13 protein-coding genes are annotated in these 14,553 nt (G+C 72.4%); 7 read left to right on the forward strand and 6 right to left on the reverse strand.

The annotated features are described in order from the left end of the window. Positions 1-73: 73 nt before the first annotated feature. The gene (locus tag ACYVLT_RS14250; RefSeq protein ID WP_461120645.1) at positions 74-2,293 is read right to left on the reverse strand and encodes an Ig-like domain-containing protein; all 2,220 of its coding nucleotides are present in this window, start codon (positions 2,291-2,293) and stop codon (positions 74-76) included. 208 nt (positions 2,294-2,501) lie between these two features. Between ACYVLT_RS14250 and ACYVLT_RS14255 the strand changes: the two genes are divergently transcribed. From ACYVLT_RS14255 to ACYVLT_RS14270, 4 genes are all read left to right on the forward strand, one after another. Further along, positions 2,502-3,533: a GDSL-type esterase/lipase family protein gene (locus tag ACYVLT_RS14255; RefSeq protein WP_461120646.1), complete on the forward strand. Its 1,032-nt coding sequence runs from the start codon at positions 2,502-2,504 to the stop codon at positions 3,531-3,533. Between the two features lie 205 nt (positions 3,534-3,738). After that, entirely contained in the window at positions 3,739-4,719 is a 981-nt protein-coding gene (locus ACYVLT_RS14260) for an efflux RND transporter periplasmic adaptor subunit (RefSeq protein WP_461120647.1), read from the forward strand. After that, positions 4,716-5,453 carry an ABC transporter ATP-binding protein gene (locus tag ACYVLT_RS14265; RefSeq protein WP_461120648.1) on the forward strand — a complete coding sequence of 246 codons (738 nt, stop codon included), beginning with the start codon at positions 4,716-4,718 and terminating at the stop codon, positions 5,451-5,453. The genes ACYVLT_RS14260 and ACYVLT_RS14265 overlap by 4 nt, the downstream gene beginning before the upstream one ends. Continuing rightward, positions 5,450-6,760: an ABC transporter permease gene (locus tag ACYVLT_RS14270; RefSeq protein WP_461120649.1), complete on the forward strand. Its 1,311-nt coding sequence runs from the start codon at positions 5,450-5,452 to the stop codon at positions 6,758-6,760. The genes ACYVLT_RS14265 and ACYVLT_RS14270 overlap by 4 nt, the downstream gene beginning before the upstream one ends. Before the next feature lie 33 nt (positions 6,761-6,793). On the opposite strand, the gene ACYVLT_RS14275 is transcribed toward ACYVLT_RS14270, so the two are convergent. Then, the gene (locus ACYVLT_RS14275) at positions 6,794-7,324 is read right to left on the reverse strand and encodes a DUF4232 domain-containing protein (RefSeq protein WP_461120650.1); all 531 of its coding nucleotides are present in this window, start codon (positions 7,322-7,324) and stop codon (positions 6,794-6,796) included. 363 nt (positions 7,325-7,687) lie between these two features. On the opposite strand from ACYVLT_RS14275, the gene ACYVLT_RS14280 reads away from it, so the two are divergent. Both ACYVLT_RS14280 and ACYVLT_RS14285 read left to right on the forward strand, forming a co-directional pair. Next, positions 7,688-8,500 (forward strand): nitroreductase/quinone reductase family protein, encoded by an 813-nt coding sequence (locus ACYVLT_RS14280; protein ID WP_461120651.1) that lies wholly within the window; start codon positions 7,688-7,690, stop codon positions 8,498-8,500. A gap of 139 nt (positions 8,501-8,639) precedes the next feature. Further along, positions 8,640-10,118, forward strand: a complete 1,479-nt coding sequence (locus ACYVLT_RS14285; protein WP_461120652.1) for a chymotrypsin family serine protease — start codon at positions 8,640-8,642, stop codon at positions 10,116-10,118. A gap of 129 nt (positions 10,119-10,247) precedes the next feature. Here ACYVLT_RS14285 and ACYVLT_RS14290 read toward each other — a convergent pair whose 3' ends face one another. The 4 genes from ACYVLT_RS14290 to ACYVLT_RS14305 all read right to left on the reverse strand — a co-directional run bounded on the left by ACYVLT_RS14290 (position 10,248) and on the right by ACYVLT_RS14305 (position 13,228). After that, positions 10,248-11,246 carry a hypothetical protein gene (locus ACYVLT_RS14290; RefSeq protein ID WP_461120653.1) on the reverse strand — a complete coding sequence of 333 codons (999 nt, stop codon included), beginning with the start codon at positions 11,244-11,246 and terminating at the stop codon, positions 10,248-10,250. After that, entirely contained in the window at positions 11,243-12,055 is an 813-nt protein-coding gene (locus tag ACYVLT_RS14295; protein ID WP_461120654.1) for an ABC transporter ATP-binding protein, read from the reverse strand. Before ACYVLT_RS14295 ends, ACYVLT_RS14290 begins: the two co-directional genes overlap by 4 nt. 55 nt (positions 12,056-12,110) lie before the next feature. After that, on the reverse strand, positions 12,111-12,488 hold the full coding sequence (locus tag ACYVLT_RS14300; RefSeq protein WP_461120655.1) for a GntR family transcriptional regulator: 378 nt from the start codon (positions 12,486-12,488) through the stop codon (positions 12,111-12,113). A 167-nt stretch (positions 12,489-12,655) separates the two neighbouring features. Next, complete coding sequence (locus tag ACYVLT_RS14305; RefSeq protein WP_461120656.1) at positions 12,656-13,228, reverse strand: TetR/AcrR family transcriptional regulator; 573 nt, start codon at positions 13,226-13,228, stop codon at positions 12,656-12,658. 79 nt (positions 13,229-13,307) lie between these two features. Between ACYVLT_RS14305 and ACYVLT_RS14310 the strand changes: the two genes are divergently transcribed. Then, positions 13,308-14,444 (forward strand): hypothetical protein, encoded by a 1,137-nt coding sequence (locus tag ACYVLT_RS14310; protein WP_461120657.1) that lies wholly within the window; start codon positions 13,308-13,310, stop codon positions 14,442-14,444. Positions 14,445-14,553: the final 109 nt, after the last annotated feature.

Below are 14,553 nucleotides of genomic sequence, written 5' to 3' on the forward strand. Positions count from 1 at the left end.
TGGTGGGGCGGCCTCCCCTCCGCTCCACCACACCGCTTTCCCGCTCGACCCGCCCGTCCCGCGCACCCGACGGTCAGGTCGCCGGGCGCAGCAGGGTGATCCGGTTCGCGCCCAGCTCGGTCACGTACAGGTAGCCCGTGGTCCGGCTCTGGGTGATGTCGAGCGGCTGGTTGAAGCCGGTCATGCCGGTGGCGCCGGTCGTCCGGTTCGACAGCGCGCCGGTCGGGCCCACGTCGAAGAACTGGATGTCCTGCCCGGACGAGTAGCGCACCACGAGCAGCCGCCCGTCGAGCCGCCCGCCGAACGCGGCGCCCCGGTACTCGACGACCCCGTTCGGCGACGCGTGCAGGCCCGCGTCGTAGGTGCCCGCCAGGTCGAGGTTGCGGTCCGGCGCCGTGCCCACCGGGTACGCGGAGGTCTGGAACGGGTCGGCGCCGGACGTCGGGTTGCCACCCGCCAGCACCCACTCGCAGCGCACCGGCGCCGGGTGCCCGTAGTACCTACCGGGCTTCACGTCGAACACGTAGTCGGTCTCGGCGTTCGGGTTGCCCGTCACCGCCGGCACGGCCGGACCGGTGTACGGACCGTCGCGGCGGGACGCGCAAGCGGCGGGCAGCGGTGACGGCGTGGCCGGGGCGTTGCCGCCCGCCGCCGAGCCGTTCGTCGGCACGTACAGGTGCCCGTTGCGGTGCCACACCAGGTCGTAGGCGTTGCGCACGCCGGTCGCGTGGATGGTCACCGGCGCGTTGGCCGCGTAGGGGTTGTACGTCCCGCCCGCCTCGGTGCGCACGTTCACCGGCAGGGTCGCGGGCAGCCGCGCCGGGTGGATCTTCAGCACGGCGGCGCTGAGCAGGCGTTCCGCCCGGTTGCCCCACGTCGTGTCGGGCGCGCCCATCGCGTTCATCGAACCCTGCGCCAGGTACAGGCCGCCGTCCGGGCCGAACGCGAGCGAGTTCGACTCGTGGTCCCTGATCGAGCGCGGCAGGTCGGTGACGACCTCGGTGTAGACGCCCAGGTCCGGGCCGCTGAGCCGGGCGACCTTGCCGGACCAGTCGGGCGCGTTCGACGTGCCGCCGTAGTTGTCCGTCACCCACAGCACCGGCGCCGCCGCGGTGGACGCCGGGTCGAACGCCAGGCCGATCACGGTCCGGTTCGGCGCGCCGGGCAGCCCGGCCGCGGTGGCGTGCGCGCGGACCGTCTCGATGACGGTCGCCGCGCCGAGCGTGCCGTCGGCGTGGACCGGGAAGCGGTGGACCTGCCCGGTGAACGTGGCCGCGTACAGCCGCCCGTCCGGCCCGAACGCCACGCTGGTGAACGGCGCGCCGGTGGCCACGCCGAACACCTGCCGGAACGCGACGGGCCCGCCACCGGGGCCCGCGCCGGTGGTGAACACCGACGAGAACGGCCGGAACGCCCGACCCGCCACGTCCCGCACGCCGGAGGTGACCGAGAACCGGTAAGGCGTGGCCGGTGCGAGCGGCGCCAGCGGCGACAGGTTGATCACGTCGCCGCCACCGCTGGTGATCACGTTGGCGGGCACCGCCGTGCCGTCCGACACGCGGGTCAGCCGGACCGAGGTCGACGACAGCGTGGCCGCGTCCACGGCGCCCGCGGGCAGCCGCAGGTCGGCCACCACCGACGTGGTCGGGTCGACCGCGGTCGCCAGGTTCGCGGGCGTCGCGGCGCGCACCGACGGCGAGCCGTCCGGCAGGCCGTCCACGTCGACGTAGTTCAGCTTCGTGTTCGTTCCCGAGCGCGGGGACAGCGTCAAGCGGCCGTCGGTCACGGTGACCACGCGCGTCGCGGTCGCGTGCTTCGTGGTCGCGGTGGGCTTGAACGCGGCGACGGCGTTCTGGTCCTCGACGTTGAGCCAGTGCGTGCTGTCGGTGGCCGTGCCCGCGTCGCCGACGGCGACCGTGACGGTGTAGGACCCGTTCGGCACGGCGAGCTCCCAGCTGCCCGGCGTCGGCACGCCGGGCGAGGTGGCCGGGAGCTGGGCGTGCACCAAGGTCGCCAGGCGGGGGTCGCCGGAGCCGCCCCGGTTGCGGCCGTTGCCCACCAACGACAACGGGGTGGTGGTGCCCGGCGACACCCAGCCGTAGGTCTGGCCGGTCGGCCGTGCGCCGTAGGGCTCGCCGAAGTCCCGCGCGTAGCCGGCGGCCGGCGCGGTGGCCTGGTCGGAGAAGTCGATCCGCGCGGTGAACGCGGCGGCGTGCGCGAGCCCGGTCGACGGCACGACCAGTGCCGCGGCGGCCAGGGCGGTGACGGGTGCGGTGGCGGCGAGTACGCGCATGACGTGCCCCTGTCGGCGGAGTCAACCAGCGTCGCAGGCCACGTCGGCGGTGCGACCGCCGAAGGGCGGTCCGGCCCCGGGTCGTCCTGCGGGGCACCGAAGGAGCTCGGGAAACAGCCGATCGGCTTGTTGTCGCGGTGTGAACGCCCCTTTACGGTCGGTTGACGTCCCGCCCCGGTCGATGACGATCACCCTGTGGAGGTCCGCGGTGTCGAGGAAACGAGTCAGTGCCGCTGTCGGCGCCCTGTTGCTGGCGGGCTCGGCGTTCTTCGCGATCCCGACCACGGCGGGCGCCGTGGACGATCGGCAGACCGCCGTGGTGTCGCTGGGCGACAGCGCGATGTCCGGCGAGGGCGCCGGGTCCTACGAGCCCGGCACCGAGGGCGAGAACGGCAACTGGTGCCACCGGTCCACCCAGGCCATGATCCACCGCACCCAGCTGGCCGAGCGCACGTTCAACCTGGCCTGCTCGGGCGCGGACTCGGCGAACGTGTCGCTGGCCGACACCGTGCACTACACCGAGGGCTCCCAGGCCCGGCGGCTGATCGACATCGCCCGCCAGTACCGCGTGACCACGGTCGTCGTGCAGGTCGGCGCGAACGACGACGTCCGGTTCGCCGACACCATGGTCGACTGCGTCGCCGCCTGGGTGAACCCGTTCGGCTCCAGCTGCCGGTCCAAGTTGGAGCGCGAGTGGCCCGGCAGGCTGGCCGGGATGGCGCCGAAGGTCGAGAACGCCCTGCGCGACGTCCGCACCGCGATGACCCAGGCCGGTTACGCCACGTCCTCCTACAACCTGGTCCTCACCTCGTACGCCTCGCCGGTGACCGAGAAGATGGACCGCTACCTGCACGGCCCGCAGGGCTGCCCGCTCCGCCTGGCCGACGCGGCCTACGGTCGCACGGTGGCCGTGCCGCAGCTGTCGGAGGCGTTGCGCGGCGTGGCGACGCGCGCGGGCGTGAAGTTCCTCGACCTCTCCCGCGCGACGGAGAACCGCGAGGCGTGCAGCAAGGGCGAGAGCTCCACGGGGGAGTGGCAGCGCCGGCTGACCGTCGACCCGTACGCGTTGGTGACCGGCGGCCTGGACGCCATCGGCCTGCACCTGGCCCAGCAGTCGTTCCACCCGAACGCCGCCGGCCACGCGCAGTTCGGCCGGTGCATCACCGAATTCGTCAACGGGGGCGCGGGCTCGGCCCGGTGCCTCGCCGGTGCCGACGGGAACCTGCACGCGGTCGCCTAGCACCCATTGCCGGAGTCCCACCGATCCTGACCACTTCGGACCAGCTCCGACCACCGGAAACCGCTCTCGCCCCGACCCGGGGTGAGAGCGGTTTCGCGTTGCCGCGCAACCCCGGTCACCCCGCCGGCGTCATATGGGTAAATTGGCGAGACCGGATAGGGGATTCGCTTTGGGGGGACCGGTGTCCAGAAATACCTTCGTCCGCGTGTGCGGACTGGCCGCGGCGGTGCTCACCGCGGCCTCGTGCACGTCGACCGGAGCCGAGCCGCTCAACCCCGAGCTCGCGCCGCGCGGCACCGTGCAGACCACGACCAAACCGACCAGACAGGACCTGTCCAACAAGGTCAGCCTGACCGGCAAGGTCACCATGAACCCGTTGTTCGGGATCGTGTCGCCGGTCGCGGGCCAGGTGCGCTACCTGACCGTGGCCGAGCCGACGAGCACGCCGACCAAGCCGACCCGGATCGCGACGGTCTGGACGGAGGGCAAGCCCAACAACGTCGACGTGCCCGCGGGCTCCACGTTCGGCGGACGCCTGGTGGACGACCGCGCCACGGTCACCGCGGGCATGCCGATCGCGTCGGCGAAGTACGCGGGCTACGGCATCGTCGCCGAGATCAACGGCGAGCAGGCCTACCAGATCTCCGACGCCGCGCAGGGCACCGTGCAGGCGCAGATCAAGAACGGGCCCGGCCCGTTCCCGTGCACCCTGCTCGGCACGATCGCGGCGCTGCCGCCGGGCACCGTGCCCGCGCCGCCGCCGCAGCAGCCGGCACCGGATCCCGGCGCGCCCACCGGCGCCAACCCGCCCGCGCCGCCGCAGCAGCCGCAGGAGCCGGAGAACTCGTCCGAGCCGACCGGTCTGCGCCTGGTGTGCACCGCGCCCGCCGACGTGAAGCTGATCAACGGCGCCGCCGCCACCCTCGAACTGGTCACCGCGTCCGCGCGGAACGCGCTGGTCGTGCCGGTCGAGGCGGTCGCGGGCGGCCAGGGCAAGGGCAAGGTCGACGTGGTCGGGTCCGACGGGGCCAAGCAGACCGTGGACGTGGAGCTCGGCCTCACCGACGGCAAGGTGGTGGAGGTCAAGTCGGGCCTCACGGGCGAGGAGACCCTGGCCGTGCCCGGCCCGAACCTGCCGCCGGGTGAGCCCGCGGGCGAGGCCGAGCCGGGGGCGGGGCGCAAGTGACCACGTCACCCCTGCTGGTGCCACCACCGGTGGCGGCACCGCCGTTGATCCACCTCACCGGCGTGACCAAGACCCTCAAGGGCCAGGACGAGCCGCGCACCATCCTCGCGGGTGTCGACCTGACCGTGCACCCCGGCGACAGCGTCGCCATCCTCGGCCGCTCCGGCTCGGGCAAGAGCACGCTGCTCAGCCTCATCGGCCTGTTCGACCGGCCCGACGGCGGCCAGTACCTGTTGGGCGACCGGGACATCACCAAGATCCCCGAGCGCAAGGCCGCCGCGCTGCGCAGCGCCGAGTTCGGGTTCGTCTTCCAGCGCTTCTTCCTGCTCAAGCACCTGACCGCGGCGCAGAACGTGGCCATGGCGCTGGTCAACGGCCAGGGCTGGCTGCCCAGGCGCAAGCGCAAGGCGAAGGTGCTGGCCGCGTTGGAGCGCGTGGGCATCGGCCACCTGGCCAAGCACAAGCCGCCGCGCCTGTCCGGCGGTGAGCAGCAACGCGTGGCGATCGCCCGCGCCCTGGTGCGCGAGCCGCGGATCCTGCTGGCCGACGAGCCGACCGGCGCGCTCGACACCGACACCGGCAACCTCGTCGTGGAGGTGCTGCGCCAGACCACCGAAGTGGGCTGCGGCCTGGTGCTGGTCACCCACGACCACGACCACGCGGCGAAGATGGGCCGGGTGCTGCACCTGTCCGACGGCCTGCTGCGCCCGGCCGGTCAGCGGGTGGTCGCGTGATCAGGCTCTCGGGCCGGTTCCGGGCGTCGCTGATCATCGGCGGCCAGGGCATCAGGGCTCGCAAGCTGCGCACGTTCCTGTCCATGGTCAGCCTGTTCCTCGGCGTGCTCGCGGTGGTCGTCGTGCAGGCGGGCGCGGAGATCGCGAACCGGGCCATGCTCGCCGACGTCGAGCTGTACCAGGGCAAGGACGGCACGCGGCAGATGTACCTGTCGCCGGAGGGGCAGACCGTCCCGGTGGCCCTGGAGGTGCTGGAGGGCCGCACCGACGCGGTGGCCATGACCAGCGCCCGGGCGATCATCGGCGAACCCGGCGTGAAACCGATCAACGAGGGCGGCGGCCCGATCGACCAGCAGGGCGGCTACGGCGGTCCCCGGATGATGTGCGACGAGTCCGGTTGCTACCCGGTGGACGACGGCAACGCCGGCGCGCCACCGGGCCAGGCGGTGGAGCTGCAACTCATCGGGTTGACCGGCGACATCCGCCAGTTCCGGCCGTTCCGCCCGTCGCAGGGCCAGTGGCTGGACTTCGGCGGCGAGCCGTCGCTGGCGCCGAGGCTCGTGCTCAACGAGGAGGCGGCGAAGGCGTTCACCCGCTACCACGTGCCGGCGGAGATGCGGGTCGACGGCGCCACCGCCAACCCGACGCCGCGGATCATCGGCGTGGTGGACGACGGCAGCGGGCAACCCACCGCCTACGTCCGCTCCGACGAGCTGATGAACTGGCTGCCCGTGACCAGCATGGGCGACGCCAACTCGGGTCCGGGCATGCAGGTGCTGATGACACCGGACGCGGTCGAGGTCGAGCACGTCCTGCGGGCCAGGCTGGTCGCGGCGGGCACGCCGGCGGACCGCATCCACGTCAACACGGTGGAGACGCTGGAGCGGATGTCCACCGAGCTGGCGTTGCTGCGCTGGATCTTCCTCGGCATGGCGGCGCTGGTGCTGCTGATCGGCGTGGCGGGCATCCTCAACGTCGGCCTGGCGACCGTGGGCGAGCGCATCGAGGAGTTCGCGTTGCGCCGCGCCGTGGGCACCCCGCGGCTGCTGCTGGCGGGCATCGTGCTGGCGGAGACGTTGTTGACCGGCCTGCTCACGGCGGCGTTGGCGATCGGCGCGGGCGTGGTGGGGCTGAAGCTCGCGATGACGCTGTTCGGCTCGCGGTTCCCGTCGCTGGAGGGCGTGGCGTTCCCGTGGCAGGCGGGGGTGGCCGGGGTGATCGCCGGTCTGGTGGCGGGCATCCTGGGTGGTCTCGTCCCCGCGCTGCGGGCGGCGCGCATCCCCATCTCCACGGTGATGCGCGCCTGAGAACGCGGTCCAGGGCCCGGTCGAGGGCATCGTCTAGGGCGCGGCGGTCCACGGCCGCACACCGAGCTTGCCGGTGCTGCCGAGGTCGAGGGTGATCGGGTCGCCGCGCTCACCGACCGGGGTGAACACCTGCGTCGGCCGGCCGGTCGCGACGGCGAGTTCGAGGTGCTCGCCGACGACCGGCGGTGCGGACGTGTCGGTGTAGGTGTTGCGCCACAGCAACCCCGTCACCGCCGACTCGCCGGGCGCCACCGCGAGGGGTTGCGGCTCGGCGTCGAACGCCTCCACCGCCGAGATGCCGAACGACCCGGGCCCGACCGCGACGGGCAGCGGTTCCCGGTCGGCGCCCAGGACGGTGACGGACGGGTAGCCGTCGAGCCGCAACGCCTCCGCGCCGCAGTTGGTCAGCTCCAGGGTCAGCACGCGCAACCCCGAGGCGGCTTCCTGGCCCGTCACCGCGTACTCCACGCAGTGCGCGGCCGACGGTGACGGTGACGGGGGAACCGGCGGCGCGGCGGTGCACGCGGACACGGCGAACAACAGCAGGAAAAGAAGTCGGGGCACGCTCTCGATCGTCGCACGACAACTCGAAGTTGCCCGGCCGCGCATTCCCGGGATAAGCTCGGACCCGTGACTGCCGGGTCGGCCTTGGGCCACGAGCGAGAGAGTCACCCGGCCGAGCGTTGATCGCCGGGTGGGCCAGGGGCCCGCCGCACACCAGGGTTTCCGAGGTTTCCGCGCAGGTAGGCGCGACGCACCCGGACCCGTTCCGCACACACCAGCGCACCGGCGCATTCACGCGCGCCCATCGCGGTCCCCGCGCGGGACCGCCCTGCGAGCGCGCCTCCACAAAACCTCCACCGAAAACCACGGCTGAATTCACCCGTGGTGACTCGGTCATGCCCAGAATCAGGGGACGAAACACAGATGGATTTCAACCAGCAGGTGATCGACGAGTTCCGCGCCAACGCCGGCCGCGTCGGCGGACCCTTCGAAGGAGGCAGGCTCATCCTGCTGACGACCACCGGCGCCCGGTCCGGCGCCCGGCACACCAACCCCGTGGGCTACCTGCCCGACGGCGACCGGATCGTGATCATCGCGTCGGCGGGCGGCTCGCCGCGCCACCCCGACTGGTTCCACAACCTCGTGGCCGACCCGGTGGTCCAGGTGGAGGACGGCGTCTTCACCTACGACGCCAAGGCCACCGTCCTGGAGGGCGCGGAACGGGAGGAGCTGTGGGCGCGGGCGGTCGAGGCCGACCCGGGGTGGGCCGAGTACCAGGCCAAGACCACGAGGCGGATCCCCGTGGTCGCGCTGACGCAGGTCGCGGGCGGCCCGCCGAACGCGTCGAGCTGGGGCGCGGCGCTCAAGCTGGTGCACGACGCGTTCCGCCGGGAACTCGCGACCATCCGCCGCGAGGTCGCCGAGTCCAAGCCGACCCTGGCCGCGCAGCTCAAGGTCAACTGCCTGACCGCGTGCCAGGGCCTGCGGTTCCACCACACGGCCGAGGACCGCGGCACGTTCCCGATGCTGCGGGACCGGTTCCCGGAGCTCGCGCCCACGCTGGACCGCCTCGGTGAGGAGCACGAGCGCATCGCCGCCCTGCTGGAACGGCTCCAGCTGACCCTGGAACGGGGTGACGCGGCCACCCTGCGCGCGGACGTGGACCGGCTGATCGGCGAGCTGGAGGACCACCTGATCTTCGAGGAGGAGCAGCTGATCCCCTTCCTCGACGCGTGATGACAACCGGCCGGCCGGTTCGGGACACGTAATGGGTGGGTAGGACTACCCGTCTTTGTCCCGCCGGGCGGGGTGCCGGTCGACGTGGCTCGTTCACAGCCTGTTGAATGCTCATGTTTTCCATCCACCGAGCAAGGAGATGTCCGTGGGTAGAGCAAGGGGCTTGGGGGCCCTGTTCGCCTCGCTGGTCGCCGCGGCGACCGTGGTGAGCGCGACAGGAGGAGCCACCGCCGCGCCGACGACCCGCACGACGCTGAACCCGGCGGCGGTCGCGGAGTCCGTGCGGTACCTGGTCGACAACTACGGGGTCAGCGAAGGGGAGGCGCTGCGCCGGCTGGAGCTGCAGAACGAGGCGGTGCGCCTGGACGGCGTGCTGCGCCGGGAGAACCCGGCCGAGTACGGCGGCATGTGGCTCGACCAGACCTCCGGCGAGCTGGTGGTGGCCATGACCGACCCGGCCGCCGCGGACCGGCACCTGGCGGACGTGCCCGACCGGGCGCACGTGCGCACCCAGGCCGTCCGGCACTCGCTGACCGACCTGACCGCGGCCAAGGACCGGATCGCCGCGAAGGTGGGCGCCGGCGCCGAGGCGGTCTACCTGCCCGCGGTCGACGAGCGCGACAACGAGGTGGTCCTGTGGGAGCGCGCGTGGGTCGCGCAGGAGAAGGCCGCGGTGGCCGCGTCCTCGGTGGCCCGGGAAGGTGACGTCGCACGTCGGGCGGTCGCCGACGAGGCCGGCGTGGCGGTGCGGACCGCGGTGCTGCCCAAGCCGAACCCGTTGGCCGCGACGTACCCCGACCAGGGTTACTGCCACCCGCTCAACTGCGGCGGCTACGGGCCCATGCGCGGCGGCCTGCGGCTGGACATGCAGCGCAACGACAACAGCTGGGGTGGCTGCACGGCCGGTTTCAACCTGCGCTCCACCGGCGGTGGCCACCCGGGCAAGGGCTGGGTGCTGACCGCGGGCCACTGCATGGCGGGCAAGACCAAGAACACGCCGACGCAGCACAACGGCGTCCCGGTGCTCCAGCAGCACGGCATCGAGCGGAACTCGTACCCGTACGACTTCGCCGCCCTGCCGTACGTCGACACGGCGGCCCGCCACATGTGGCTGGAGGCCCACACCGGGCGCAACCGGGTGCTGAAGTACTGCCGCAACGGCGGCACGGACAGCAACGCCGACACCCCGTGCGGCGAGCAGGCGGTCGCGGTGGACGAGTACATCACCGGCATCCACCCGCTGACCGAGGTCAAGGCGGGCTGGGTGGTGTGCGCCTCCGGCTCCGCCTCCAGCGTGGTCGACTACCCCGGCGCGGTCGACAGCGGCGCCGGTGCCGGTTACAAGGTCGGCACCCGCTGCGGCCGGGTGCTGTCCACCGACGTCGGCATCAACACCGACATCTGCGCCCGCCCCGGCGACAGCGGCGGTCCGCTGTTCAGCCAGGTCGACCACACCGCGCTCGGCATCCTGGAAGGCAACCAGCAGGCGCGCCTGGGAGCCTGCAAGTCCGGCGAGCTGAACAACTACGTGCCGATCGACACGGCCCTGAACGGGCTCAACACCAGCTTCAAGAGCCTGCGGTCGACGTTCAAGGTGATCACCACGCCGAACGGCTGACCGTCGGACCGCCTCCCCGACGCGGGGATGCCGTTGGCGAACGCGCCCCGTCGGCTTCGGCCGGCGGGGCGCAGCGCTGGGGAGTGCGATGTCCGGTCCGGTACGTGTGGTGTCCCGACGCGCCGTGCGTCAGATGGATCGCTTGCGCAGCCACCACAGCGACAGCGCGATCAACGCCGCGGCCGCCAGGGTGAACAACCCGGACTCGATGAACTGGAACGCCCAGAACCGGCTGCCCGGGTGCACCAGGTTCGCCGTGCCCGTCAGCCCGGAATCGGCCGCGCACCGCAGGTAGAGCGCGTCACCGGGATCGCCCGGTAGCTGCTCGCACCGCGACAGCGCCGCGTACGCGGCCTCGTCGTCCTCGACGAACCGGCCTTCCAGGTCGCTGAACCCCTGCGCGAGGCTCCACCTGCCGGGGTCGATGGCGGCGCTCTGACCGGGGTCGTCGAACGGGATGGTCGCCACCACCGGAGTCATGTAGTTCGGCCGCGCGAACATCCGCACCGCGTACACCGCACCCAGCGCGCCGACGAGCGTCACCGCCATCGCGGGCAGCGTGCGCCGCAGCAACAACCCCGCCGTGATGCCCAACGCCACCGCGAACAGCGTGTAGCCGATCAGCGCCACCGGCTGTGCCTCGAAGTGCCTGGGCAGCAGGCGTGCCCACGCGTCGAACGGATCGGCGAGCGCCGTCGTCGCCCACCACTGCGTCAGGCCGAGCAGGGCCGCGCCGAGCACGGTCGCCGCCAAGACCACCGCCACCCGCGTGGTGAACCACCGCTGCGGGCTGATCGACTGGCTCAGCGCCAGCAGGTGCGTGCGCTGCTCCCACTCCCGCGCGAACATCGGCGCGCCGACGAAGGCGCCCGCCAGCGCGGCGAAGCCGAAGATCGCCATCCGCACCAGCTGGTTCAGCTGGTAGAACTGGGCGCGCAGGTCCCAGTACCCCAGGGTGTCCTCGCAGAAGCGGTCCGGTGTCTGCCCGAGACAGGCCGCCACCTCCTCGGCGTCGAGCTGCCAGGCCAGGCGGACGTGCACGAACACGACCAGCCCGACCAAGACCACCGCGTACGCGGCCAACGAGAGCAGCACCGCGCGGTGCTGCCGCCAGGCGACCCAGATCACGCCGCCTCCCCGGTCCGCAGGTACGCCACGACCAGCTCGTGCAACGCGGGCGGGCTCGCCCCGGACAGGTCGGGCGGACCGGCCAGCCGGAGCAGGGCGGTGACCTGGCGCTCGCCTTCGCGCGCCGTCACCACCTCGTGGTCGCCGAAGTCGGAGCCACGCGCCGCGACCACCACCCGGTGGGTGTCGATCAGCTCGTCCACGTCCCCCGCCAGCCGCACACCACCCCGGTCGAGCAGCAGCAGGTGGTCGCACATGCCGTCCAACTCGGCGATCACGTGCGAGGACAGCACCACGGTCACCCCGGTCTCGGCCACCGCGACCATGAGCGCCGCCGCGGTCGCCTCCCGGGCCACCGGGTCCATTTCGGACAGCGGCTCGTCCAGCAGCAGCACGTCCGGGCGGCGACCGAGGGCGAGCACGAGCGCCAGCCGGGCGCGGTGGCCGCCGGACAGGCGGCCGACCTTGGCGCCCAAGGGCAACCGGGCCGCACCGACCAGGTGCTCGGCGTAGTCCTGGTCCCAGGTGGGGTTGGCGGCCCGGCCGAAGCGCAGCGTTTCGGCCACCGTGAACCCGCGGTACAGCGGCTTCTCCTGCGCGACGAACCCCACGTCACCGCGCACCTCGACGGTGCCCTCGGTCGGCCGTCGCAGCCCGGCGGCGAGCACCAGCAGCGTGCTCTTGCCCGCGCCGTTCGCCCCGACCAGCGCGGTCACCGTGCCGGGCGCGAGCTCGAACGAGCAGTCGCGCAACGCCCAAGTGCCGCGGTACCGCATGCCCAGCCCGTTCGCGCGTACGGCGAAACCCACATCCGAACCCAACGCAAAGACCCCCAAGAGTGAAGAACGCAGACAGGAACGCAGATCAGAAGCGCTTGTCCAGGACCGCGCGGAACAACGCCTCGACGTCTTCCCGGCCCATGCCGAGCGCGCGGGCGCGATCCATCCAGTCCAGCAGCTCACCGCGCAACGGCGAGTCCTCGGCCGCGCCCGGCGTCACCAGCGAGCGGCGCACGAACGTGCCCAGCCCCGGCATGGGCTCGACCAATCCCTCGCGCTCCAGTTCGCGGTACGCCTTGAGCACGGTGTTCGGGTTGATCCCGGTCTGGGCGACCACGTCCTTCGCGGTGGGCAGCCGGTCGCCCGGCCCGACCACACCGAGCCGGAGCGCCTGCTTCACCTGGTGCACGAGTTGCAGGTAGGTGGCCACGCCGGACCGGCGGTCGATCCGGAACTCGATCAACCTTCAACCCTTCCACTAAGTGATTAGTGGAATAACTGTGGCGCACGGCGCGGCGTCATGTCAAACGCCTCTCGCGGTCGGGCGCTTGTGGTATGTGACTGTTCAGTCATTCATTACTTGTGCACAACGGACGACCGCCGATGCGGGCGGCCGTCCCGACCGGGCGTTCAGTAGTGGCGGATGCCCTTCGCCAGCGTCCGTGCCCACGGCGCGTCGACGTCGTCCGCGTTCACCGCCATCACCAGGTGGCACAACATGCCCCTGGCGAAGAACTCCTGCACCTGCTCCTCGCTGCCGTCGGACATGCCGCGCACGTACTCGACCATCCGGGCCACCCCGCGCTGCACGACCTCGCGCACGGCCGGTTCGGAGATCGCCGCGCACTGGGCGTGCATCTGCACCAGCAGGAGCGTGTTCTCCTCCGCGATCAGACGGGCGTAGGCGTCGCCCATCGCGTAGAGCACGGCCTCCGGTGTGCTGCCCTTGGCCTCGGCGACCCCGTCGGCGAGGCTCTCCCGGATGCGCGCGAAGCAGTGCTCCACCACGGACAGGAACAGGGCCTCCTTGTCCGGGAAGAGCCGGTAGACGTAGGCCTGCGAAATGCCTGCGGACTTCGCGACCTCGCCGGTGGTGGTGCCGTAGTAACCGCGGGCGGCGAACGCGCCCAGGGCGGTGCGCAGGACCGTCTCACGTCGTTCCTCGGCGGTGGAGAGTCGTCGTTCGCTCGTTGCTCCCGGCATGGGTGTAATTCACCACTCACACCTGGTGAAGTCAAGTCGGCGCGCTGGTGGGTGGTGGGCGCGGGCTAAGGTCGCCCGCATGTCCCGTGGTGTCTTAGGTGTCCTCGTGCTGCTGGCCGCGTGCTCATCGCCTCCGGCCGCCGCGCCGCCCGACGCCACGGGTACGACCGGCACCACCGCCATCACCACGACCACCGCGGTTCCCACCACCACAGCGGCCCCGACGTCGACGACGACCCGGTTCACCCCGCCCCCGGCGGGCAACCCGGGCGGCGGTGCGCCGGTGCCACCGGAGGCCGCCGCCGTGGACACCACCCGCCCGACCCGCGTGATCGGCAACGGCACCCCGGCGAGCTGCACGTCGCAAGCCGTGGTCGCGGCCGTCGCGGCGGGCGGCGTGATCACCTTCGACTGCGGCCCCGCACCGGTGACCATCACCATGGCGGTGACCGCGCAGGTCCGCAACGACGCCGCGCCGGAGGTCGTGCTGGACGGCGGGGGACTGGTCACGCTCAGCGGGGCGGGGCAGCGGCGCATCCTCTACCAGAACACGTGCGACCGGGCGTTGGGCATCACGACGTCCCACTGCCAGGACCAGGACCACCCGCGGCTGACCATCCAGAACCTCACGCTGGCGGACGGCAACTCGGTCGGCGCGGCCGAGGGCGGCGGTGCGGTCTTCGTGCGCGGCGGCCGGGTCAAGGTGGTCAACTCGACGTTCCTGCGCAACGCGTGCGACCGGGCGGGGCCGGACCTGGGCGGTGCCGGGATGCGCGTGCTCAGCCAGTCGCAGGGGCGGCCGGTGTTCGTGGTCGGCAGCACGTTCGACGGCGGCACGTGCGCCAACGGCGGTGCGTTGAGCAGCATCGGCGTCTCCTGGGTGGTGCTGAACAGCGTGCTGCGCAACAACTCCGCCGTGGGCCGCGGCGCCAACCCGGCCCGCGCCGGGACACCGGGCGGCGGCAGCGGTGGCGCCGTCTACGCGGACGGCAACACGTTCACGGTCCGCATCGCGGGCAGCGTCGTGGAGGACAACAAGGCCAACGAGGGTGGCGGCGCGGTCTTCTTCGTCAGCAACGACCGCACCGGCACGATGTCGGTGGAGTCCTCCACCCTGCGCCGCAACCCGAGCGCCGGCTTCGAGACGCCCGGGTACAAGGGCATCTTCTTCCTCGGCGCGACCGACCCGTCCGTCACCGCCTCGACGATCCAGTAGTCGGCCGGCACGAACCTACGTCCTACCCGCGCTCGCGCCGGAAGAACTCCCGTCGATCGACGGATTGTCGCCAGGCTGTCCGGCACGCACGATGAGTCGCCGGCCGAGG

The organism is Saccharothrix stipae (assembly GCF_054781895.1).

Excerpts from the sequence above, each read along its gene's own strand:
- ACYVLT_RS14250 (WP_461120645.1), bottom strand. The coding sequence starts at position 2,293 with ATGCGCGTACTCGCCGCCACCGCACCCGTCACCGCCCTGGCCGCCGCG.
- ACYVLT_RS14280 (WP_461120651.1), top strand. The coding sequence starts at position 7,688 with ATGGATTTCAACCAGCAGGTGATCGACGAGTTCCGCGCCAACGCCGGC.
- ACYVLT_RS14285 (WP_461120652.1), top strand. The coding sequence starts at position 8,640 with ATGTCCGTGGGTAGAGCAAGGGGCTTGGGGGCCCTGTTCGCCTCGCTG.
- ACYVLT_RS14305 (WP_461120656.1), bottom strand. The coding sequence starts at position 13,228 with ATGCCGGGAGCAACGAGCGAACGACGACTCTCCACCGCCGAGGAACGA.
- ACYVLT_RS14310 (WP_461120657.1), top strand. The coding sequence starts at position 13,308 with ATGTCCCGTGGTGTCTTAGGTGTCCTCGTGCTGCTGGCCGCGTGCTCA.